18 protein-coding genes and 1 tRNA gene are annotated in these 22,057 nt (G+C 59.4%); 1 reads left to right on the top strand and 18 read right to left on the bottom strand.

From position 1 onward, the window contains the following. The 16 genes from tuf (H7847_RS18470) to H7847_RS18395 form a co-directional block, all read right to left on the bottom strand. Positions 1 to 1,176 (bottom strand): elongation factor Tu, encoded by a 1,176-nt coding sequence (gene tuf / locus H7847_RS18470; protein WP_227270940.1) that lies wholly within the window; start codon positions 1,174 to 1,176, stop codon positions 1 to 3. Positions 1,177 to 1,276: 100 nt separating this feature from the next. Continuing rightward, positions 1,277 to 3,394, bottom strand: a complete 2,118-nt coding sequence (gene fusA / locus H7847_RS18465) for an elongation factor G (protein ID WP_227270953.1) — start codon at positions 3,392 to 3,394, stop codon at positions 1,277 to 1,279. Positions 3,395 to 3,457: 63 nt separating this feature from the next. After that, on the bottom strand, positions 3,458 to 3,928 hold the full coding sequence (rpsG, locus tag H7847_RS18460; RefSeq protein WP_227270952.1) for a 30S ribosomal protein S7: 471 nt from the start codon (positions 3,926 to 3,928) through the stop codon (positions 3,458 to 3,460). A 12-nt stretch (positions 3,929 to 3,940) separates the two neighbouring features. After that, complete coding sequence (gene rpsL, locus H7847_RS18455) at positions 3,941 to 4,312, bottom strand: 30S ribosomal protein S12 (RefSeq protein ID WP_011570072.1); 372 nt, start codon at positions 4,310 to 4,312, stop codon at positions 3,941 to 3,943. A gap of 416 nt (positions 4,313 to 4,728) precedes the next feature. After that, a complete protein-coding gene (locus H7847_RS18450; RefSeq protein ID WP_227270951.1) occupies positions 4,729 to 5,598 on the bottom strand; it encodes a DMT family transporter in 870 nt (289 codons plus the stop codon). A 182-nt stretch (positions 5,599 to 5,780) separates the two neighbouring features. Continuing rightward, complete coding sequence (gene rpoC / locus H7847_RS18445; RefSeq protein ID WP_227270950.1) at positions 5,781 to 10,025, bottom strand: DNA-directed RNA polymerase subunit beta'; 4,245 nt, start codon at positions 10,023 to 10,025, stop codon at positions 5,781 to 5,783. Further along, positions 10,022 to 10,480, bottom strand: a complete 459-nt coding sequence (locus H7847_RS18440; protein ID WP_227270949.1) for a hypothetical protein — start codon at positions 10,478 to 10,480, stop codon at positions 10,022 to 10,024. Before H7847_RS18440 ends, rpoC begins: the two co-directional genes overlap by 4 nt. Then, positions 10,477 to 14,613: a DNA-directed RNA polymerase subunit beta gene (gene rpoB / locus H7847_RS18435; protein ID WP_227270948.1), complete on the bottom strand. Its 4,137-nt coding sequence runs from the start codon at positions 14,611 to 14,613 to the stop codon at positions 10,477 to 10,479. Before rpoB ends, H7847_RS18440 begins: the two co-directional genes overlap by 4 nt. Positions 14,614 to 14,868: 255 nt before the next feature. After that, positions 14,869 to 15,243 (bottom strand): 50S ribosomal protein L7/L12, encoded by a 375-nt coding sequence (gene rplL, locus H7847_RS18430; protein WP_227270947.1) that lies wholly within the window; start codon positions 15,241 to 15,243, stop codon positions 14,869 to 14,871. Between the two features lie 74 nt (positions 15,244 to 15,317). Next, entirely contained in the window at positions 15,318 to 15,833 is a 516-nt protein-coding gene (rplJ, locus tag H7847_RS18425) for a 50S ribosomal protein L10 (RefSeq protein ID WP_227270946.1), read from the bottom strand. Between the two features lie 234 nt (positions 15,834 to 16,067). Then, positions 16,068 to 16,766, bottom strand: a complete 699-nt coding sequence (gene rplA / locus H7847_RS18420; protein WP_227270945.1) for a 50S ribosomal protein L1 — start codon at positions 16,764 to 16,766, stop codon at positions 16,068 to 16,070. 1 nt (position 16,767) lies between these two features. Continuing rightward, positions 16,768 to 17,193: a 50S ribosomal protein L11 gene (rplK, locus tag H7847_RS18415; RefSeq protein WP_227270944.1), complete on the bottom strand. Its 426-nt coding sequence runs from the start codon at positions 17,191 to 17,193 to the stop codon at positions 16,768 to 16,770. A 124-nt stretch (positions 17,194 to 17,317) separates the two neighbouring features. Continuing rightward, the gene (gene nusG, locus H7847_RS18410; RefSeq protein ID WP_195819713.1) at positions 17,318 to 17,851 is read right to left on the bottom strand and encodes a transcription termination/antitermination protein NusG; all 534 of its coding nucleotides are present in this window, start codon (positions 17,849 to 17,851) and stop codon (positions 17,318 to 17,320) included. Positions 17,852 to 18,058: 207 nt separating this feature from the next. Then, on the bottom strand, positions 18,059 to 18,256 hold the full coding sequence (gene secE, locus H7847_RS18405) for a preprotein translocase subunit SecE (RefSeq protein WP_227270943.1): 198 nt from the start codon (positions 18,254 to 18,256) through the stop codon (positions 18,059 to 18,061). A 100-nt stretch (positions 18,257 to 18,356) separates the two neighbouring features. Then, complete coding sequence (locus tag H7847_RS18400) at positions 18,357 to 19,001, bottom strand: hypothetical protein (protein ID WP_227270942.1); 645 nt, start codon at positions 18,999 to 19,001, stop codon at positions 18,357 to 18,359. A gap of 132 nt (positions 19,002 to 19,133) precedes the next feature. Continuing rightward, positions 19,134 to 19,209, bottom strand: a tRNA-Trp gene (locus tag H7847_RS18395). Positions 19,210 to 19,403: 194 nt separating this feature from the next. On the opposite strand from H7847_RS18395, the gene H7847_RS18390 reads away from it, so the two are divergent. Further along, positions 19,404 to 19,796 (top strand): VOC family protein, encoded by a 393-nt coding sequence (locus H7847_RS18390; protein WP_227270941.1) that lies wholly within the window; start codon positions 19,404 to 19,406, stop codon positions 19,794 to 19,796. A gap of 281 nt (positions 19,797 to 20,077) precedes the next feature. Here the strand turns inward: H7847_RS18390 and tuf (H7847_RS18385) are convergent, their stop codons facing one another. Continuing rightward, positions 20,078 to 21,253, bottom strand: coding sequence for an elongation factor Tu (gene tuf / locus H7847_RS18385; protein ID WP_227270940.1), 1,176 nt, complete (start codon positions 21,251 to 21,253; stop codon positions 20,078 to 20,080). A 115-nt stretch (positions 21,254 to 21,368) separates the two neighbouring features. Continuing rightward, positions 21,369 to 21,995: a hypothetical protein gene (locus H7847_RS18380; protein WP_227270939.1), complete on the bottom strand. Its 627-nt coding sequence runs from the start codon at positions 21,993 to 21,995 to the stop codon at positions 21,369 to 21,371. Positions 21,996 to 22,057 lie beyond the last annotated feature (62 nt).

Below are 22,057 nucleotides of genomic sequence, written 5' to 3'. Positions count from 1 at the left end.
TTACTCGGTGATCTTGGAGACAACGCCGGCGCCGACCGTGCGGCCGCCTTCGCGGATCGCAAAGCGCAGACCGTTCTCCATCGCAATCGGCGCGATCAGCTCAACGCCAAAGCTCACGTTGTCGCCCGGCATCACCATCTCGGTGCCCTCGTTGAGCTGCACCGTGCCGGTCACATCCGTCGTGCGGAAGTAGAACTGCGGCCGGTAGTTCGCAAAGAACGGCGTGTGACGACCGCCCTCTTCCTTGGTGAGGATGTAGGCTTCGGCCTCGAACTTGGTGTGTGGTGTCACGGAGCCGGGCTTGCACAGCACCTGGCCGCGCTCCACGCCCTCACGCTCGATCCCGCGCAGCAGCGCGCCGATGTTGTCGCCCGCTTCACCGCGGTCGAGAAGCTTGCGGAACATCTCGACGCCGGTGCAGGTGGTTTTCTTGGTGTCGCGGATGCCGACGATCTCGATCTCGTCGCCCACGTTGATCACGCCCCGCTCGACACGGCCCGTCACAACCGTCCCGCGGCCGGAGATCGAGAACACGTCCTCCACCGGCATCAGGAACGGCTGGTCGATCGCGCGCTCCGGCGTCGGGATCCACTCGTCCACGGCCGCCATCAGCTTGCGGATGCTTTCCTCGCCGATCTCGGGGGTCTCGCCGTTCATCGCCGCCAGCGCCGAGCCGGGGATCACGGGGATGTCGTCGCCGGGGTACTCGTAGCTCGACAAGAGCTCGCGGATTTCCATCTCGACCAGCTCCAGGAGCTCGTCGTCGTCGACCTGGTCGACCTTGTTCATGTAGACAACCATCGTCGGGATGCCCACCTGGCGGCCCAGCAGGATGTGCTCGCGGGTCTGCGGCATCGGGCCGTCCGCGGCATTCACCACCAGGATCGCGCCGTCCATCTGCGCCGCCCCGGTGATCATGTTCTTGACGTAGTCCGCATGGCCCGGGCAGTCCACATGCGCATAGTGGCGCGCGTCGGTCTCGTATTCCACGTGCGCGGTCGAGATCGTGATCCCGCGGGCTTTCTCTTCCGGCGCACCGTCGATCTGGTCATAGGCCTGAAAATCGCCAAAATACTTCGTGATCGCCGCCGTCAGCGTCGTCTTGCCGTGGTCAACGTGACCAATCGTGCCAATGTTGACGTGCGGTTTATTCCGTTCAAACTTTGCCTTTGCCATGATGGCCTCCTTAGGTGTTCGTCGGGCGATACGCCCGCTTAATCGTTGTGGCGGTCAAACCGCCGACGTGATGGGTCGCCGCCCCTTGCGGGGCAGCGCGTTATGCGAATTTTGCTTGAATCTCATCCGAGATGTTCTGTGGAACCGGGTCGTAGTGATCGAACTGCATGGTGAACTGCGCCCGGCCCGACGACATCGACCGCAGCGTGTTGATGTAGCCGAACATATTGGCCAGCGGCACGAAAGCGTCGATAGCAATCGCATTGCCGCGCGGTTCCTGCCCGGTCACCTGACCACGGCGAGATGTGAGATCGCCGATGACGTTACCGGTGTAATCCTCGGGCGAGATCACTTCGACCTTCATGATCGGCTCCAGCAGTTTTGCACCGGCTTTCTTCATGCCTTCGCGCATCCCCATACGGGCTGCAATCTCGAACGCCAGAACCGAACTGTCCACATCGTGGAATTTACCGTCGATCAGCGCGACCTTGAAATCGATCACAGGGAAGCCCGCGAGCGGACCGGAATCCATCACCGACTTTATGCCCTTTTCAACACCCGGGATGTATTCCTTGGGCACCGAGCCACCGACAATGCGGCTTTCGAAGGAGTATCCCTCGCCCGGTTCTGTCGGCGTGAGGATCATCTTGACCTCGGCAAACTGACCCGACCCGCCGGATTGCTTCTTGTGGGTGTAAGTGACCTCGGCTTCCTTGGAGATCGTCTCGCGGTAAGCCACTTGCGGCGCACCGATGTTCGCCTCCACCTTGAATTCGCGCTTGAGACGGTCGACGAGGATGTCGAGGTGCAATTCCCCCATGCCCTTCATGATGGTCTGACCGCTCTCAAGGTCGGTTTCCACCCGGAAGGACGGGTCTTCTGCCGCCAGACGCTGCAGACCCTGAGACATCTTCTCCTGGTCGTTCTTGGTCTTTGGCTCCACCGCGATCTCGATCACGGGATCGGGGAAGGTCATCGTTTCCAGAACAACCGGGTCACTGTTCGAGCACAGCGTGTCGCCCGTGGTGGTATCTTTCAGACCCGCCAGCGCGATGATGTCACCGGCAAAGGCTTCATCGATCTCTTCACGGTTGTTGGAGTGCATCATCATCATCCGACCCACACGCTCTTTCTTGCCTTTGGTCGAGTTCAGGATGGTATCGCCCTTGTTCATCGTGCCCGAGTAGATGCGCGTGAAGGTCAGCGAGCCGACGAAGGGGTCGTTCATGATTTTGAACGCGAGACCAGCAAAGGCCATATCATCGTCCGCACGGCGCGGAATGTTGCGTTCTTCAGTCTCGTCACCGGGTTTGAAGCCCATGTAATCAACAACGTCGAGCGGGCTCGGCAGATAGTCGATCACGGCGTTCAGCAGCGGCTGCACGCCCTTGTTCTTGAAGGCTGAGCCCCCCAGGACCGGCACGAAGTGCAGCGCCAGCGTGCCCTTGCGCAGCAGTTTGCGCAAGGTCGGCACGTCAGGCTCGTTGCCTTCCAGGTATTCCATCATCGCGTCGTCGTCTTCTTCGACAGCCGCTTCGATCATCTTGCCACGCCATTCGTCGGCCATGTCCTTGAGGCTGTCACGGATCGGGGCCTTGATCCAGGACGCGCCCAGATCTTCACCCTGCCACAGCCATTCTTCCATGGTCACAAGGTCAATCAGACCTTCCAGCTCTGTCTCTGCGCCGATTGGGATACCAACAGGCACAGCACGTGCGCCGGTGCGGTCTTCGACCATGCGCACACAGTTGAAGAAGTCGGCGCCGATCTTGTCCATCTTGTTGACGAACACCATGCGCGGCACCTTGTAGCGGTCCGCCTGACGCCAGACGGTTTCGGTCTGCGGCTCGACACCTGCGTTGGCATCAAGAACACAAACAGCACCGTCGAGCACCGCCAGCGAGCGTTCGACTTCGATGGTGAAGTCCACGTGGCCGGGGGTGTCGATGATGTTCAGACGGTGCTTTTCGGAGTCGGGCGTCTGGCCGTCCTCTGTCCGCTCCCAGAACGTTGTGGTCGCAGCGGACGTGATCGTGATCCCGCGTTCCTGCTCCTGCTCCATCCAGTCCATGGTAGCCGCACCATCGTGCACCTCACCAATGTTGTGGGACTTGCCTGTGTAAAACAGGATGCGTTCCGAACAGGTTGTTTTCCCGGCATCAATATGGGCCATGATGCCAAAGTTGCGGTAGCGGTCGAGCGGATAATCGCGTGCCATGGGGCTGCTTCCTCAGGAGTGTCTAAAACAAGAATGCGCGCCCCCGGACGGGACGCGACAATGTTACCAGCGGTAGTGGCTGAATGCCTTGTTGGCATCGGCCATCTTATGGGTGTCTTCGCGCTTTTTCACGGCCGTGCCGCGGGATTGAACAGCGTCCAGAAGTTCACCGGCAAGGCGCTCTTCCATGGTGTTCTCGTTGCGCGAACGGGCGGCTTTGATCAGCCAGCGGATGGCCAGCGCCTGACGACGCTCGGGGCGCACTTCGACGGGCACCTGATATGTCGCACCACCAACACGGCGCGAGCGCACTTCGACAGAGGGCTGGATGTTGTCGAGTGCCTCGTGGAAGACCTCGATGGGTGCGCGTTTGATCTTGGTCTCAACGCGGGTCAGTGCGTTGTAAACGATACGCTCCGCGACCGACTTCTTGCCGTCGATCATCAGGTTGTTCATGAATTTTGTCAGGACCAGATCACCATATTTGGCGTCGGGCAGGACTTCGCGTTTTTCGGCTGCGTGGCGACGGGACATATCTTATTCCTCTTACTTCGGACGCTTCGCGCCGTATTTCGAACGACGTTGCTTACGGTCTTTGACGCCTTGGGTATCGAGCACACCGCGCAGGATGTGATAACGGACACCGGGAAGGTCTTTGACACGGCCGCCACGGATCAGAACAACCGAGTGTTCCTGAAGGTTGTGGCTTTCACCCGGGATGTAGCTGATCACCTCAAAGCCATTGGTCAGGCGGACCTTGGCTACTTTCCGCATCGCGGAGTTCGGTTTCTTCGGCGTGGTGGTGTAGACACGCGTACAAACGCCACGCTTCTGCGGGCATTCCTGCAGGTGCATGGACTTTGAACGTTTGATTTTAGGCTGCCGCGGTTTGCGGATCAGCTGCTGGATCGTTGGCATTCCGGTTCTTTCCCCGTGTTGCTCACATATGTGTGCACGAGGACGACCCTCATGCGGTTTCAATTTCCCCGGCTCACGCGTCCATGAACCGTCCGGTGCGCGAAAAGCGCGTTTATCTCTTGCCGCAGACATACGCGACAACAAAAAAACCGCCTCCGTTTCCGTACCGAGGAAACGACGCGGTGGGTTTACAGAGGATCGGGCCGATAGGGGGCCGGATCGTGACCACTTCATTTTGATTTCAGAGCGGAGACTGACAGCCCCGCCCCGAGATGTCGCGCGTATAAAAGGAGTCGCTGCCACTGTCAACAGCCCTGCAAGGTAAGTCGGCGGCAAAGTCGACCTCATCGGCGCACAGCCAGAAGGCCTTGTAAAACAGGGCCGCAACACTGCGGTAACGCGCCGGATCGCCGTCTTTAGCGGCAGTGCAACAGGTGCCGCTCGCGGTAGAGGGTGAAAAGACCGGTGGCGACGATGATGGCGGCGCCCAGCAGGGTCAGCGGCTCGGGCCAGTCCCCGAAAAAGAGCCATCCCAGCAGCAACGCCCAGATCAGCCCGGTATAGCGGAAAGGCGCAATGAAAGACACGTCGCCTACCCGCATCACCTGCACAGAAAAGAAGTAGCCTCCGATGATGAAAAGGGCTGCCGCAAGAACCAGTCCCCCAAGGCGCGGTGTCACGGGCGCCCAGTCGATCATCAGACAGGCCAGCCCCGCCGCGACCAGCACCGCAAGCGATGCCGAAAAAGTCACCAGCAAGGATGGTACGGCGGCAGACATGCGCCGCGTCGACAGATCGCGCGCGGTGACGCAGAGGACGGCCATCAACGCGTACCCAGACCAGATCGTAAAGCCTTCCGTGCCCGGGCGCACGATCAGAAGCATGCCGCAAAAGCCGATCAGAATGGCCCCCATCCGCCGCCATCCGACAGCTTCGCGAAAAAACAGGGCGGATCCCAAGGTAACGGTAAGCGGAAGGATTTGCAGGATCGCGGTCACATTGGCCAGCGGCATGTTCAGCAGCGCTGTCACGAGGAAATAGGCCGCTCCTACTTCGGCGGCAGACCGCAAACCGATCAGCCCCCAATCCCGCAGAGACATATCTGTGCGCAAAGCGCCGCGCCGATAGGCCAAAACGCCAATGCAGGTGGTGGCCAGCAGCCCGCGCAGAAACAACAGCTGGAAAAGAGGCAGATCACCGTTCGTCGCTTTGAGCAAAGCATCGTTGAACGTGTAGCAGGCCATCGCGGCCATCATTAAGGCTGCCCCGATCACATTGGGCGACATCTGTGCCTCCGATCACCGCGCAAGGCTGAAAGGCCAAACGCGCACCAGATCATCGCACAAAAGTGCCTTGCTCTTTTACTCGAAAACCGGGTCATTTTCCCACCAAACACAGGCGGGCCTGAAATGAAAAGCCCCCGCCGAGGATTTCGGCGAGGGCCTTGTTCTGAAGTCTTGGCAACCTTTTAGTCGCGGCTGTCTTCTTCGGGCTGGATCACCTGGTCAAAGACATCACCGCCAACCATGTCATCTGCATCGGGTGCAGCCAGTGCCGCAGCCGCTTCGGCCTCTTCTCGGCGCGCTTCGATCACGACATTGTCGCGGTCTTGCGCAACACGGCGCACCTTCATAGTCGCCCCACCGGTACCGGCGGGGATCAGGCGACCCACGATGACGTTCTCTTTCAGACCGACCAGCTTGTCTTTCTTACCTTGCACTGAGGCTTCGGTCAGAACCCGTGTGGTTTCCTGGAAGGAGGCCGCCGAGATGAAGCTGCGGGTCTGCAAGCTTGCCTTGGTGATGCCCAGCAGGATCGGTTCGCCCTGTGCCGGGCGGCCACCTTTGGACACCGCCTTTTCGTTGGCGGTATCGAACTCCTGCTTGTCCACGTGTTCGCCTTTCAGCAGCGTGGTGTCGCCCGAGTCCTGGATCTCCCACTTCTGCAGCATCTGGCGCACGATCACCTCGATGTGCTTGTCGTTGATCTTCACACCCTGCAGGCGGTAGACGTCTTGCACCTCGTCGATCATGTAGTCTGCCAGCGCTTCGACACCCATAATGGCGAGGATGTCATGCGGCGCCGGGTTGCCGTCCATGATGTAGTCGCCCTTCTGGACAAAATCACCTTCCGCAACCGGGATGTGCTTGCCCTTGGGCACCATGTACTCGACCTTGTGATCCGGATCCTCGGAGGACTCAATGGCGATACGGCGTTTGTTCTTGTAGTCCTTGCCGTAGCGCACATAGCCGTCGATTTCCGCGATGATCGCGTGATCCTTCGGGCGACGCGCCTCAAAGAGTTCGGCCACACGCGGCAGACCCCCGGTGATATCCTTGGTCTTGGCGCCTTCCCGCGGGATCCGCGCAACCACGTCACCGGCCTTGATCTCGGAGCCGTCTTCGATGGACAGAACCGCATCCACGGACATCGGGTAGGTCACCGGGTTGCCCGCATCGTTGCGGACCGGTTCGCCATCGGCACCCACCAGAATGATCTCGGGCTTGAGCTCGTTGCCTTTGGCCGCCGAACGCCAGTCGATCACGATCTTCTGGGTCATGCCGGTGGCATCGTCGGTCTCATCCTTGATGGCGATACCGCTGACAAGGTCCACGAATTTTGCCGTCCCGGATTTTTCAGCGATGATCGGCAATGTGTAGGGGTCCCATTCAAAGAGCTTGTCCCCGCGTGCCACGGTCTGACCTTCGGTCACGAAGAGCTTGGTGCCGTAACCCACCTTGTGGCTTGCGCGTTCCTCGACATTCTCATCCTGGATGATCAGCTTCATGTTGCGGCCCATCACCATGGTCTCGCCAGAGGCGTTCTCAAGGGTCTGTGCGTTCTCGAAGACGACCTTGCCGGAATGGCTGGCCTCCAGGAAGGACTGCTGGCCACCCTGCGCCACACCGCCGATGTGGAAGGTCCGCATCGTCAGCTGCGTGCCGGGCTCACCGATGGACTGTGCGGCAATGATGCCGACCGCTTCCCCGGTGTTGACCATGGTCCCGCGCGCGAGGTCCCGCCCGTAGCACATGGCGCAAACGCCCTCCTCGGCCTCGCAGGTCAGCGGGCTGCGGATGCGCGCGGATACAACGCCGGCTTCCTCGATGGCATCTGCCATCCGCTCGTCAATCAGGGAGCCTGCTGCAATCATCACCTCATCCGTACCCGGACGCAGGATGTCTTCGGCCACAACGCGGCCCAACATGCGTTCGCTGAGCGAGGCGACGACTTCACCGTCGTTCACAGCCGCATTGGCCGTAATCGACGCATCCGTCCCGCAATCGCGCATCCGCACGATGCAGTCCTGCGCCACATCCACCAGACGGCGGGTCAGGTAGCCAGAGTTCGCCGTTTTCAGAGCGGTGTCCGACAGGCCCTTCCGCGCACCGTGGGTGGAGTTGAAGTACTCCAGAACCGTCAGGCCCTCTTTGAAGTTCGAGATGATCGGTGTCTCGATGATGTCGCCATTGGGCTTGGCCATCAGACCGCGCATGCCGCCGAGCTGTTTCATCTGCGTCACCGACCCCCGCGCCCCGGAGTGGGCCATCATGTAGACGGAGTTCGGTTCTTTCTCAGCGCCGGTCTCATCTTTCTGGCTGGCAGAGATCGAGCCCATCATGGCCTCGGTCACCTTGTCGTTACACTTCGACCAGGCATCGACCACCTTGTTATACTTTTCACCTTGCGTGATCAGGCCATCCATATACTGCTGCTCGAAATCCTTCACCTGGTCGCGCGTCTCTTCGACGATCGGCCATTTGGTGTCGGGGATCAGCATGTCATCCTTGCCGAAAGAGATGCCCGCCTTGAAGGCTTCCCGGAAGCCCATGGTCATAATGTGGTCGCAGAAGATAACGGATTCTTTCTGACCACAGTACCGGTAGACGGTATCGATAACCTGCTGCACTTCTTTCTTGCGCAGCAGACGATTGACCAGCTCGAACGGTGCCTTGGCGTTGAGCGGCAGGAGCGCGCCCAGACGAATACGACCAGGGGTCGTTTCGAAACGCTTCATCACTTCAAGGCCGTTTTCATCGATCTGCATGATCCGGGCCGTGATCTTGGCGTGCAGATGCACGAGACCTGCGTCCAGCGCATGCTGGACCTCTTCGACCGAGCCAAAGACCATGCCTTCGCCCTTCATACCCGCGCGTTCCAGCGTGGTGTAGTAGAGACCGAGGATCATGTCCTGCGACGGCACGATGATCGGCGCGCCGTTGGCCGGCGACAGCACGTTGTTGGTGGACATCATCAGCACGCGCGCTTCCAGCTGGGCCTCAAGGCTCAAGGGCACGTGAACCGCCATCTGGTCACCGTCGAAGTCGGCGTTGAACGCCGAGCACACCAGCGGGTGCAGCTGAATGGCCTTACCTTCGATCAGCACAGGCTCGAACGCTTGGATGCCCAGACGGTGCAACGTGGGCGCCCGGTTCAGCATCACCGGGTGTTCGCGGATCACCTCATCAAGGATGTCCCAGACCTCCGGGCGCTCTTTCTCGACCAGCTTCTTGGCCTGCTTCACGGTGCTGGAAAGGCCCTTGGCCTCCAGCCGCGAGTAGATGAAGGGCTTGAAGAGCTCCAGCGCCATCTTCTTCGGCAAGCCACACTGGTGCAGCTTTAGTTCCGGCCCGGTCACGATGACCGAACGACCCGAGAAGTCCACGCGCTTGCCGAGAAGGTTCTGCCGGAAACGGCCCTGCTTGCCTTTCAGCATGTCGCTGAGGCTCTTGAGGGGCCGCTTGTTGGCCCCCGTGATCACGCGGCCGCGACGGCCGTTGTCGAACAGAGCGTCAACCGATTCCTGCAGCATCCGCTTTTCGTTGCGCACGATGATGTCAGGCGCGCGCAGCTCGATCAGACGCTTGAGACGGTTGTTCCGGTTGATCACCCGGCGATAGAGATCGTTGAGGTCAGACGTGGCAAACCGGCCGCCATCGAGCGGCACCAGCGGGCGCAGTTCCGGCGGGATCACTGGGATCACGGTCAGCACCATCCATTCCGGGCGGTTGCCGGATTCGAGGAAAGATTCCACCACTTTCAGACGCTTGATGATCTTCTTGGGCTTCAGCTCGCCGGTGGCCTCTTTCAGATCGGCGCGCAGGGTTTCGGCTTCCTGCTCCAGATCAATCGCGGCGAGCATCTCGCGGATTGCTTCCGCGCCGATGTTCGCCGTGAAGGCGTCCATGCCGTAGGCGTCCTGCGCGTCCATATATTCTTCTTCGGTCATCATCTGACCGTATTGAAGGTCCGTCAGGCCGGGTTCGATCACCACGTAGTTCTCGAAATAGAGCACGCGCTCCAGATCGCGCAGCGTCATGTCCAGCATGAGGCCAATACGCGAGGGCAGCGATTTCAGGAACCAGATGTGGGCCACGGGCGAGGCCAGTTCGATGTGACCCATGCGCTCGCGGCGGACCTTTTGCAGCGTGACTTCCACACCGCATTTCTCGCAGACAACGCCGCGATACTTCATGCGCTTGTATTTGCCGCACAGGCATTCATAGTCCTTGATCGGCCCGAAGATGCGCGCGCAGAAAAGACCATCACGCTCCGGCTTGAACGTCCGGTAGTTGATGGTCTCGGGCTTTTTGATCTCCCCGAAGGACCAGCTCAGGATACGTTCCGGCGAGGCCAGAGACACCTTGATTTCATCAAACACCTTAGGCGGCGTAAGCGGATTAAACGGGTTGTTTGTCAGTTCTTGGTTCATGACTGCTCCAATGCTGGTGAGCAAGTAACGTTAATTTCTCCACGACCGGCGGCGGCTTGAGATCTCGTGACACCACCGCCGTTAGGCACTAAGCTCAGTTTTGCACAAGTGGCTTCGGCCTTAGGCAGACAGGTCGGGTTCAGGTCAATGGGAGCCAAAGCGTTGCCTCGAACGGCAGCAAGCCTGTTCGGGTTCCAACTTGGATTCCACCACCAATACATTGCCTCTCCTCCTCCGTTAGACGAGACAATCCGTTGAGCATTTTCCGTTTCTGCAGCGGTTGCATCGTAGCAAGCAGCAACGACGACATCCTTCGAGGCGGCGCTGCGCTCGGCCCGCTCTTCATTCCGCGCTTGCTGCTCTGCCGAGACGCAAGCGGCCAGAAACGTTGTACAAGCGATCAATCCGGCACCCGATTTAATGAGACGTCGCGAGTTTGATTTGATCCAATTCACTCATCTTCCTCCGCATCCAGGAGTTCCATGTTGAGGCCGAGGCCGCGGACTTCTTTGACCAGCACGTTGAAGCTTTCCGGCACGCCGGCCTCGAAGTTGTCCTCGCCCTTGACGATGCTTTCGTAGACTTTCGTCCGTCCGGCCACGTCATCCGACTTCACGGTCAGCATTTCCTGCAGGGTGTAGGCGGCACCATAGGCTTCCAGCGCCCAGACCTCCATTTCCCCGAAGCGCTGGCCACCGAACTGCGCTTTACCGCCCAATGGCTGCTGGGTGACCAGCGAGTATGGACCGGTGGAACGCGCGTGGATTTTGTCATCCACCAAGTGGTGCAGTTTCAGCAGATACTTCACGCCGACCGTCACAGGTCGGGCGAATTGCTCGCCTGTCCGACCATCGAACAGCACCGACTGACCGGAGGTGTCAAAGCCAGCGCGCGTCAACGCGTCATTCACGTCTGCCTCTTTGGCCCCGTCAAAGACCGGCGTTGCAATCGGCACACCGCGTGTGACATTGCCTGCTGCCTCGACCAGCGTGTCCTCGTCCATCCCGGCGATGCCTTCGTCATAGACGTTTTCACCGTAAGCAAGGCTGAGCGCATCCCGCACGGGCGTCAGATCGCCGGAGCGGCGATATTCCTGCAGCGCCTCGTCGACATTGACGCCGAGACCGCGTGCGGCCCAACCCATGTGGGTCTCGAGGATCTGTCCGACGTTCATGCGGCTCGGCACGCCCAGCGGGTTGAGACAGAAGTCGACCGGGGTGCCATCGGCGAGGAACGGCATGTCCTCCATCGGCACCACCTTGGAGATCACACCCTTGTTGCCGTGGCGTCCGGCCATCTTGTCGCCCGGCTGCAGCTTCCGCTTCACCGCCACGAAGACCTTGACCATCTTCATCACGCCTGGAGGCAGATCATCGCCCCGGCGCACCTTCTCGACCTTATCCTCAAAGCGTGCGTCGAGTGCCCGTTTCTGGATCTCGTATTGCTCGTTCAGCGCTTCGACGACTTGCGCGTCAGCTTCATCCTTGAGCGCCAGCTGCCACCACTGGCCACGGGTCAGCATCTGCAGCAGGTCCTCGGTGATCTCGGAGTTCGATGGCACGCCTTTGGGGCCTTTCACCGCAACCTTGCCGAGGATCATGGACTTCAGTCGCGCATAGATGTTGCGGTCGAGGATGGCGAGTTCGTCGTCGCGGTCCCGGGCCAGACGTTCGACTTCCTCGCGCTCGATCTGCAGCGCACGTTCGTCTTTTTCCACACCGTGGCGGTTGAAGACGCGCACTTCGACAACGGTGCCGAAATCGCCCGGCTTCACCCGCAGCGATGTATCCCGCACGTCCGAGGCCTTCTCGCCGAAGATGGCGCGCAAAAGCTTTTCTTCCGGCGTCATCGGGCTTTCGCCCTTCGGTGTGATCTTGCCCACGAGGATATCGCCCGGCTCCACATCGGCGCCGATGTAGACGATGCCCGCCTCGTCGAGGTTGCGCAGGGCTTCCTCGCCGACGTTGGGAATGTCGCGGGTGATCTCTTCCGGCCCGAGCTTGGTGTCACGGGCGGCGACTTCGAATTCCTCAATATGGATCGAGGTGAAGACGTCGTCGCGGGCAATCCGCTCGGAGATCAGAATGGAGTCTTCATAGTTGTAGCCATTCCAGGGCATGAAGGCGACGACGACGTTCTTGCCGAGCGCCAGTTCTCCCATGTCCGTGGACGGACCATCGGCAACCACCTGACCCTTGGTTACAGTGTCCCCCACCTTCACCAGCGGACGCTGGTTGATGCAGGTGTTCTGGTTGCTGCGCTGGAATTTGCGCATGCGGTAAATGTCCACACCCGCATCGCCCAGCTCCAGATCTTCGGTTGCCCGGATCACGATCCGTTGCGCATCCACCTGGTCGATCACGCCTGCGCGTTTCGCCATGATGGCCGCCCCGGAGTCCCGCGCCACGACTTCTTCGATGCCGGTACCCACGAGCGGTGCCTCGGCTTGCAGAAGCGGAACCGCCTGACGTTGCATGTTCGAACCCATGAGCGCCCTGTTCGCATCGTCATTTTCCAGGAACGGAATGAGCGAAGCCGCGACCGAGACCAACTGCTTTGGCGAAACGTCGATCAGGTCGACATTTTCCGAAGGCGCAAGAGTATAATCCCCGGATTGACGTGTGCTGACGAGGTCATTTTTGAACATGCCCTGCTCATCAAGCTGAGCGTTGGCCTGCGCCACGGTGTGACGCATTTCCTCGGTGGCAGACATATACTGCACTTCGTCGGTCACCTTGCGGTTTTCGACCTTGCGATACGGTGTCTCGATAAAGCCGTACTTGTTCACGCGGGCGAAGGTGGCCAGCGAGTTGATCAGGCCGATGTTCGGCCCTTCCGGCGTTTCGATGGGGCACATCCGGCCATAGTGGGTCGGGTGCACGTCGCGCACCTCGAAGCCCGCGCGTTCGCGTGTCAGACCGCCCGGCCCAAGCGCGGAGAGGCGCCGCTTGTGCGTGACCTCAGAGAGCGGATTGGTCTGGTCCATGAACTGGCTGAGCTGCGAGGAGCCAAAGAACTCACGCACCGCGGCCGCGGCCGGTTTGGCGTTGATCAGATCCTGCGGCATCACCGTGTCGATCTCGACCGAACTCATCCGCTCCTTGATCGCACGCTCCATGCGCAGGAGACCCACGCGGTACTGGTTCTCCATCAGCTCACCGACCGAGCGCACCCGGCGGTTGCCGAGGTGGTCGATGTCGTCGATGTCGCCACGGCCGTCGCGCAGATCCACCAGCGCCTTGATGCAGGCCACGATGTCTTCGCGGCGCAGCGTACGCTGGGTGTCTTCGGCATCGAGGGCCAGACGCATGTTCATTTTCACGCGACCAACCGCTGACAGATCATAACGCTCGCCATCAAAGAACAGCGTGTCGAAGAGCGCAGAGGCGGCTTCGACGGTGGGCGGTTCGCCCGGACGCATGACGCGGTAGATGTCCATGAGCGCGGTGTCGCGGTTCATGTTCTTGTCCTGCGCCATGGTGTTGCGCATGTAGGGGCCAACGTTGACGTTATCGATGTCGAGCACGGGGATCTCGGTGATGCCCGCATCGATCAACTCTTTTGCCGTGCCGCCGATCAGCGTGCCGTCCTTGTCGTACTCAAGGGTCAGTTCATCCCCGGCCTCGACATAAATTGCGCCGGTCTCTTCGTTGATGATGTCCTTGGCAACGAACTTGCCTGCGATATGCTCGTAAGGCAGCAGCAGTTCCGTGACCTTGCCCTCGTCGATCAATTTCTTGACCGCCCGTGGTGTCACCTTCTTGCCCTGCTCAAACAGCACTTCTCCGGTCTTCGCATCCACCAGATCATAGGTCGGGCGGGTCCCGCGCACACGATCCGGGAAGAACGGGGCGACCCAGCCTTTATTCTTCTCAAGCTTGTACATCACGGTCTTGTAGTAGGCATCCATGATGCTTTCCTGATCGAGACCAAGGGCATAGAGCAACGTGGTCACGGGCAGTTTGCGACGGCGGTCGATGCGCGCAAAGACGATATCCTTGGCGTCGAACTCAAAGTCGAGCCAGGAACCGCGGTAGGGGATGATCCGGCACGCAAACAGCAGCTTGCCGGAAGAATGGGTTTTGCCTTTGTCGTGGTCAAAGAAAACACCAGGGGAGCGGTGCATCTGGCTGACGATCACCCGCTCGGTGCCGTTCACGACAAATGTCCCGTTGGGCGTCATCAGGGGCATATCGCCCATAAAGACATCCTGTTCCTTGATGTCCTTGACCGATTTCGCGCCGGTATCTTCATCCACATCAAACACGATGAGCCGCAGCGTCACCTTGAGCGGCGCGCTGTAGGTCATGTCGCGTTGCTGACATTCCTCGACATCGTATTTGGGTTTTTCCAGCTCATACTTGACGTATTCAAGCACGGAGGTCTCGTTGAAATCCTTGATCGGAAAGACCGATTGGAAGACGCCGGTGATGCCTTCGCCGTCCGTGGGGACGTCAGCATCGCCGGAGTTCAGGAAGAGATCATAAGAGGATTTCTGGACCTCGATGAGGTTCGGCATATCCAGAACTTCGCGGATTTTGCCATAATATTTACGTAGACGTTTCTGGCCAAGGAACGATTGAGCCATATCAGGTGTCACCTTTCAGAGTTCTCACCGGTCGAGGACGCCGTCGGGCCACGGCACCTCGCCCATACGAGACGATACGTTTCGGTCTATTCGTGGTCACCGTCCCACCGGTGTCCTCCCGACCATTGAACCGCATCTTGGAAAAGGCCCCTCAGACCGGACCCTTACCAAGACAGGTTGAGCCGGACCTGAATTCTCGGGTCCAGCTCGTGTTTTTCATCGAAGACCGCGTGACCGGCCCTCGGAAGTCGCAACTTAGGCCAGTTCGACCTCGGCGCCAGCTGCTTCCAGTTTGCCTTTGATCTCTTCGGCTTCGGCTTTGTCGACGCCTTCCTTGATCTTGCCGCCGGCTTCGACCAAGTCCTTGGCTTCTTTCAGGCCCAGACCGGTGATGCCGCGTACTTCCTTGATCACGTTGATTTTCGAAGCGCCTGCGTTTTTCAGGACAACATCGAATTCCGACTTTTCTTCCTCGGCAGCACCGCCACCGTCAGCCGGGCCCGCCATCATCACAGCGCCGCCAGCGGCGGGCTCGATGCCGTACTCGTCTTTGAGGATTGTTTTCAGTTCTTGTGCTTCAAGCAGGGTCAGACCAACGATCTCTTCTGCCAGTTTTTTCAGATCAGCCATGTTTTAGCTCTTTCCGTTAACGATATGTGTGTTCCAACGTCGTGCTTTGGGCCCGACGCCAGTTTGACGTTGCTTTAGGCAGCCGCCTTGTCCTCGATGGTGGACAAGATGGATGCGATATTGCTGCCTGGTGCGCCAATGGCCCCGGCGATGTTCGATGCAGGTGCGCCCAGCATGCCCGCGATGGTGGAGATAAGCTCCTCCCGCGAAGGCATTTTGGACACGGCTTCGACACCGGCGACGTCCAACGCGTTCTCACCCATGGCACCGCCGAGAATGACGAACTTGTCATTCCCTTTGGCGTATTCCTGAGCCACCTTGGCCGCAGCCACAGGGTCTTCAGAAAAGGTCAGAACGGTCATACCCGTCAGAAGGTCAGCGATGCTTGCACATGGCTTGCCCTCAAGGGCGATCTTGGCGAGCCTGTTCTTGGCAACACGCACAGACCCACCCGCTTCGCGTGCTTTGGCGCGCAGGTCCTGCATTTCAGCAACTGTCAGACCGGCGTAGTGGCTTACCACGACGACGCCAGAGCTTTCAAAGATCTGGCCGAGTTCGTCGACCAGTTGTTCTTTTTGTGCTCTATCCACAGTTTCACTCCAAAATTGGGCAGGTTTCCCCACCCGGCTCAGTTTAGAGGTGCGATGGTCTGCACCTCGTTTCGGGTCCAATTCAGGGTCCCGAGACCAAAACCGCCTTGATAGGCTGAATTTTCTCGTTTCCCATCTCAGGAAGGAATTATGTGAGTTGCCCCACACCCTCCGTCTCGGACAGAAGCAAGGCCCGAAAGCCCTGCCTATCTGGCGGGTTGCCCCACCAAATTCTTATTCGGTGACCGCGTTATCCACGGAAACCGACACGCCGGGGCCCATGGTCGAGCTCAGCGCGATTTTCTTCATATAGGTCCCTTTGGACCCTGTCGGCTTTGCCTTGGACACGGCCCCGACGAAAGCGCGGATGTTTTCCACCAGCTTGGCTTCGTCAAACGACAGTTTGCCAACGCCTGCGTGCACAACGCCGCCTTTTTCCGCCTTGAACTGCACTTCACCGCCCTTGGCGGCTTTCACAGCGGCTTCGACGTCCATGGTCACGGTGCCAACCTTGGGGTTCGGCATCAGGTTACGCGGGCCCAGCACCTTACCCAGACGGCCCACGATGGGCATCATGTCGGGCGTGGCGATGCAGCGATCAAACTCGATCTTGCCGCTCTGCACGGTTTCCATCAGGTCCTCGGCACCGACGATATCCGCACCGGCCTTCTCGGCTTCCTCAGCCTTGGGGCCGCGGGCAAAGACGGCAACACGAACGGTCTTGCCGGTGCCGTTGGGCAGCCCGACCACACCGCGGACCATCTGGTCCGCATGGCGTGGGTCAACGCCAAGGTTCAGCGCGATCTCGACGGTCTCGTCGAACTTGACGTTCGAGTTGCCCTTGATCAGGCTGACGGCCTCTTCGACAGTGACATTGTCCTTGCCGGCAAAGGCTTCACGCGCGGCGCGGGTTCTTTTTCCAAGCTTTGCCATCTTACTTCACCTCAATGCCCATGGAGCGGGCGGAGCCCAGGATGATCTGCATGGCCGCCTCGATGGAGTTGGCGTTGAGATCCTTCATCTTCGCTTCGGCAATCTCGCGGACCTGCTTGGTGGTCACGTGACCCACGACTTCGCGCGAGGGTGTCTTGGCACCGGACTTCAGCTTGGCGGCTTTCTTCAGGTAGTAGGACGCAGGCGGCGTCTTGATGTCCATGGTGAAGGACTTGTCCTGATAGTAGGTGATCACTGTGGGACAGGGCGCCCCCTGCTCCATATCTGCGGTCTTGGCGTTGAACGCTTTGCAGAATTCCATGATATTGATGCCGCGCTGACCCAGCGCCGGCCCCACGGGGGGGGACGGGTTCGCCTGGCCCGCAGGCACCTGCAGCTTCATGCTGCCAACGAGTTTCTTGGCCATTGGCCTTCTCCTTTTCCAACCCTTCGGCAGCGCGCTGCCTCAGGTTCCTCGGCGGGCAACCCGCCGTTGTTGTCGTGGTCCGGTCTGGATGCCGCGGCACCCTCGCCTCCCACGTTTTAAGCACTCAGGTCTGCTTGTTGACCTGCGTGAATTCCAGTTCCACCGGGGTCTCCCGGCCAAAGATCGAGACCGACACCTTCAGGCGCTGGTTCTCGTCGTCCACTTCTTCGATCATGCCGTCGAAATCCTCGAACGGACCATCTGCAACCTTGACCTTCTCGCCCACCTCGAAGTGAATGAGCGTTCGCGGCGCCTCTTCGCCTTCCTGAACCCGGTTCAGGATCGCATTCACTTCGGCATCGCGCATCGGCATCGGACGGCCCTGAGGCCCCAGAAAGCCGGTCACGCGATTGATGGAGTTGATCAGATGATACCCCTGATCCGACATCTCCATATGCACCAGCACATAGCCGGGCATGAAACGACGCTCGGTCGTGACCTTCTTGCCCCGGCGCACTTCGATCACTTCTTCGGTCGGGACCAATACCTCGTCGATCTGCTCTTCGAGACCCTGCTCGGTCACGGAGGTGCGGATTTGCTCGGCGATCTTCTTTTCGAAGTTCGACAAGACACTGACCGAATACCACCGCTTTGCCATCTGAACCTTGTTCCCTGTCTGCCCCGAGCACCCGCAAGTGCCTTATTTCCATTCTACATCAAGCACTTGGCTTGCTGATCTTGAACAAAAAATCGGCGCACAGCTCGAATCGCCGCACGCCCTTGCTCAGGTCAGGTGTGCGGCATACTCCGCAAGACCAAATGTTTCAAGAGGTTTAAGCCGTTTTTTGCACCTTCAAAGCGAGCATCAGCCGAACATCGACAGCACAGCCTGCAACCCGCCGCGGATCGCCATGTCCACCAGTGCGAAGAACACCGCTGTCAGCGCGGCCATGATAAAGACCATCACGGTGGTCAGCATCACCTCCCGTCGCGTGGGCCAAACGACTTTAGCGACCTCAGCCCGAACCTGCTGAATGAACTGGAGTGGATTGGTCGTAGCCATGAGACACCTTTACCCGGTTGTGATCCCAGCGATGTAACGAGCCATGTTCGGAAATTCAAGAGAACAATGGCTCCCGCAGCGCCTATCGCGCCATGTGCTGCTAGCGCAGGCGCTTCAGGCGGTCGGTCAGCACGGCATCGTGATGGGCCTCGGCGGCAATAACCCGGCGCAGGTCCGGTCCGCGCAGACCGTCTGAGATCGGGTCCGGCAGGCGGGCCAAGGCGCGGTCCCACTTTTTGCCGAATGCATAGGCCCGCAGTTTGATCTGCCGGGCAAGGACCGGTGCGCGCCGCTCCAGCGTTTCGAAGAGCCGGATCACCCGACGCCAGAACACATCGCCCCCGACGACGATGTAGCACAGGATCACCAAACCCATCACCGCCAGCGCACTCCCGATCACAAGCAAAGGACGGAGCAGTAACAGCAACACAAGGCTGGTCCAGGCAATGCTCTTGCGATCCGGTCGGTACGCCTTGAGGCGACTGAGACCTTTCGCACCAACCTCTGCCAGACGGCTTTCGCAACGGGGGGTTCTGGTCCGGGAAGCCTGGTTGCGAGCTTGCGACGTTGCGATATCGGGCGGCTGCCTGGACGATCCCACCAAGAGTTTTTTATCCGGCATTATCTTTTCGACAGCCCCGGTCGCCGTCTCATGGTCCTCGTCGTGCGTCATTAGACGACGGACAGCGCGGATATCCGCATCGTCTTCCTGCACTGCATCTGTCGGTAAAGCCGCCTTTTTCATGACGCTCTCAAACCCCTTTTTACAAACGCTCAGACTTCACGGCCATATTGAGGGGGCAAGCAGGCAAAACCTTGTCAGAAAAGTGGCGCCGGAATGGCACGCACGCAGGTTTGTCTGACATTTTGAGAGAACTGGCAGGGGCTGAGGGACTCGAACCCACGACCCTCGGTTTTGGAGACCGATGCTCTACCAACTGAGCTAAACCCCTATGCCGATACTCGGCGTAGTCGGATTTGCGTCCGGGTTCAAGAGGCATCGCAGGTTGGGACTCGAAAAATACAGAGGTCAACGCAAACATAATTGAACTGTTTACGCCGCACAGGGTAAACATGGGCGTTGAGCGCGCAGAGACGGCCCGTGTGTTGTTGCTATTCACTCGCAAAACGGGGATTGGCCAAGTAAATGAATCAATCACTTTCAATCGTTGCGGTCGTCGTCAGGGACTATGATTCAGCAATTGCGTTCTATACTCAAAAACTCGGTTTTGAGTTGGTCGAGGACACATATCAACCTGAACAGGATAAGCGTTGGGTTTTGGTGAAACCGAAATGCAATGGACAAACCTCTGTGCTGCTTGCAAGAGCCTCAACTGCAGATCAGGAGAAATACATCGGCAATCAGACCGGTGGCCGGGTTTTTCTATTTCTTGAAACCGATGACTTTGCCCGGGATTTCGAGAGTTACAAAAACAAAGGTGTAAAATTCGTCAGATCGCCAAAAGAAGCCCCCTATGGCACGGTTGCGGTCTTTGAGGACTTGTACGGCAATTTGTGGGATCTTGTTCAATTCAAGTAATCCGAACAGGCACAAACCGTTGAGGCTGATTGCCAATAGATGTCGGATGCAGAAGCGCTTAGATGGTGAACGGCTATACGCTATTCGTCACATGAACACTGCCTCTTGCACCTATGGGCAGTGCGCTTTTACCCACAGTCCTAGGGTCGCTTAATCAAAGCCAAAAGGCCGCAGTGTTCGCTGCGGCCTTTCGTGTGCCTGCTGAGTGCGGTGCGCGCCCTTGCGGGCGCGAGCCGTTACACCGTAATCTTTGACACGCCTTTTGGGTGCGCGTATCGGGATTACTCGGTGATCTTGGAGACAACGCCGGCGCCGACCGTGCGGCCGCCTTCGCGGATCGCAAAGCGCAGACCGTTCTCCATCGCAATCGGCGCGATCAGCTCAACGCCAAAGCTCACGTTGTCGCCCGGCATCACCATCTCGGTGCCCTCGTTGAGCTGCACCGTGCCGGTCACATCCGTCGTGCGGAAGTAGAACTGCGGCCGGTAGTTCGCAAAGAACGGCGTGTGACGACCGCCCTCTTCCTTGGTGAGGATGTAGGCTTCGGCCTCGAACTTGGTGTGTGGTGTCACGGAGCCGGGCTTGCACAGCACCTGGCCGCGCTCCACGCCCTCACGCTCGATCCCGCGCAGCAGCGCGCCGATGTTGTCGCCCGCTTCACCGCGGTCGAGAAGCTTGCGGAACATCTCGACGCCGGTGCAGGTGGTTTTCTTGGTGTCGCGGATGCCGACGATCTCGATCTCGTCGCCCACGTTGATCACGCCCCGCTCGACACGGCCCGTCACAACCGTCCCGCGGCCGGAGATCGAGAACACGTCCTCCACCGGCATCAGGAACGGCTGGTCGATCGCGCGCTCCGGCGTCGGGATCCACTCGTCCACGGCCGCCATCAGCTTGCGGATGCTTTCCTCGCCGATCTCGGGGGTCTCGCCGTTCATCGCCGCCAGCGCCGAGCCGGGGATCACGGGGATGTCGTCGCCGGGGTACTCGTAGCTCGACAAGAGCTCGCGGATTTCCATCTCGACCAGCTCCAGGAGCTCGTCGTCGTCGACCTGGTCGACCTTGTTCATGTAGACAACCATCGTCGGGATGCCCACCTGGCGGCCCAGCAGGATGTGCTCGCGGGTCTGCGGCATCGGGCCGTCCGCGGCATTCACCACCAGGATCGCGCCGTCCATCTGCGCCGCCCCGGTGATCATGTTCTTGACGTAGTCCGCATGGCCCGGGCAGTCCACATGCGCATAGTGGCGCGCGTCGGTCTCGTATTCCACGTGCGCGGTCGAGATCGTGATCCCGCGGGCTTTCTCTTCCGGCGCACCGTCGATCTGGTCATAGGCCTGAAAATCGCCAAAATACTTCGTGATCGCCGCCGTCAGCGTCGTCTTGCCGTGGTCAACGTGACCAATCGTGCCAATGTTGACGTGCGGTTTATTCCGTTCAAACTTTGCCTTTGCCATGAGTGCGGCGCCCTTTTGTTGTCAGAGGGCCACGCGCTGTGACCCTGTCCTTGTGATATGGCGGGCGATGTATTGTGATCTGGCCGGAAAATCAAGCGCCAGATGACGTGCAGCACTACGGCGTTTCCACAGTGTCACTTTGCAACTCGCGCAGCAGCGTGTCGTCAGCCGTTTGTGCAACTTCCTCTCCCACCGCAGCGTCATCCATGAACCACCCCTGCTCGGCGTTCTGTGCCAGCAGAAAGGTCTCAATCGCCTTGGCCGCGTTGCGCGCCAGCCCTTCGAGCTGCTTGTCGGCCGACTGAGTCCACCCAGTGCCGATCAGGCTTTCCCCATCGATGTTCTCGAGAATTGTCATCTGTTCCGGCGGCACGTTGAGCTTCTTGGCCTGTGCATCGTCCCAGACCGTGACGCGGATAATCATCGCGGACTTTGGCGCGGCAACCACCGGGACCCCGGCGCGGGCCAGCACATAACCTTCAACGCTGACACCAAGATGATATCTCTTGCTGCCGTCATACCGATCAAACCGTGCGGCGATGGCATCGCGCAGGGCCGTGGTCAGTTCCTCTTCGGTGGCCTCTCGGCTGATCGCCGAGGAGGTCGCGGCCAGCGGGGCCACCACGACATTATGCCCAAGTCTGAAATTCCCCAGATCAACCGGTGGCTCGTCAAGGTCGCTTTCATAGGTGCAGGCGGACAATACAACACAACACAAAACAGCAATGATACGTCTTATCATCCGATGGGCCTCACTTCTCTTCAGCGCGTAGACGACTACCCCAATGCACTGGCCTGTGCAAT

The organism is Roseobacter weihaiensis (assembly GCF_020622345.1).
Taxonomy (GTDB): domain Bacteria; phylum Pseudomonadota; class Alphaproteobacteria; order Rhodobacterales; family Rhodobacteraceae; genus Roseobacter; species Roseobacter weihaiensis.
This window is presented reverse-complemented; position numbering and strand designations above follow the sequence as displayed.

What these genes read in the sequence shown, in the direction of transcription:
- tuf (WP_227270940.1), bottom strand. Translation starts at nt 1,176, where the DNA reads ATGGCAAAGGCAAAGTTTGAACGGAATAAACCGCACGTCAACATTGGC.
- fusA (WP_227270953.1), bottom strand. Translation starts at nt 3,394, where the DNA reads ATGGCACGCGATTATCCGCTCGACCGCTACCGCAACTTTGGCATCATG.
- rpsG (WP_227270952.1), bottom strand. Translation starts at nt 3,928, where the DNA reads ATGTCCCGTCGCCACGCAGCCGAAAAACGCGAAGTCCTGCCCGACGCC.
- rpsL (WP_011570072.1), bottom strand. Translation starts at nt 4,312, where the DNA reads ATGCCAACGATCCAGCAGCTGATCCGCAAACCGCGGCAGCCTAAAATC.
- H7847_RS18450 (WP_227270951.1), bottom strand. Translation starts at nt 5,598, where the DNA reads ATGTCGCCCAATGTGATCGGGGCAGCCTTAATGATGGCCGCGATGGCC.
- rpoC (WP_227270950.1), bottom strand. Translation starts at nt 10,025, where the DNA reads ATGAACCAAGAACTGACAAACAACCCGTTTAATCCGCTTACGCCGCCT.
- rpoB (WP_227270948.1), bottom strand. Translation starts at nt 14,613, where the DNA reads ATGGCTCAATCGTTCCTTGGCCAGAAACGTCTACGTAAATATTATGGC.
- rplL (WP_227270947.1), bottom strand. Translation starts at nt 15,243, where the DNA reads ATGGCTGATCTGAAAAAACTGGCAGAAGAGATCGTTGGTCTGACCCTG.
- rplA (WP_227270945.1), bottom strand. Translation starts at nt 16,766, where the DNA reads ATGGCAAAGCTTGGAAAAAGAACCCGCGCCGCGCGTGAAGCCTTTGCC.
- rplK (WP_227270944.1), bottom strand. Translation starts at nt 17,193, where the DNA reads ATGGCCAAGAAACTCGTTGGCAGCATGAAGCTGCAGGTGCCTGCGGGC.
- nusG (WP_195819713.1), bottom strand. Translation starts at nt 17,851, where the DNA reads ATGGCAAAGCGGTGGTATTCGGTCAGTGTCTTGTCGAACTTCGAAAAG.
- secE (WP_227270943.1), bottom strand. Translation starts at nt 18,256, where the DNA reads ATGGCTACGACCAATCCACTCCAGTTCATTCAGCAGGTTCGGGCTGAG.
- H7847_RS18400 (WP_227270942.1), bottom strand. Translation starts at nt 19,001, where the DNA reads ATGAAAAAGGCGGCTTTACCGACAGATGCAGTGCAGGAAGACGATGCG.
- H7847_RS18390 (WP_227270941.1), top strand. Translation starts at nt 19,404, where the DNA reads ATGAATCAATCACTTTCAATCGTTGCGGTCGTCGTCAGGGACTATGAT.
- tuf (WP_227270940.1), bottom strand. Translation starts at nt 21,253, where the DNA reads ATGGCAAAGGCAAAGTTTGAACGGAATAAACCGCACGTCAACATTGGC.
- H7847_RS18380 (WP_227270939.1), bottom strand. Translation starts at nt 21,995, where the DNA reads ATGATAAGACGTATCATTGCTGTTTTGTGTTGTGTTGTATTGTCCGCC.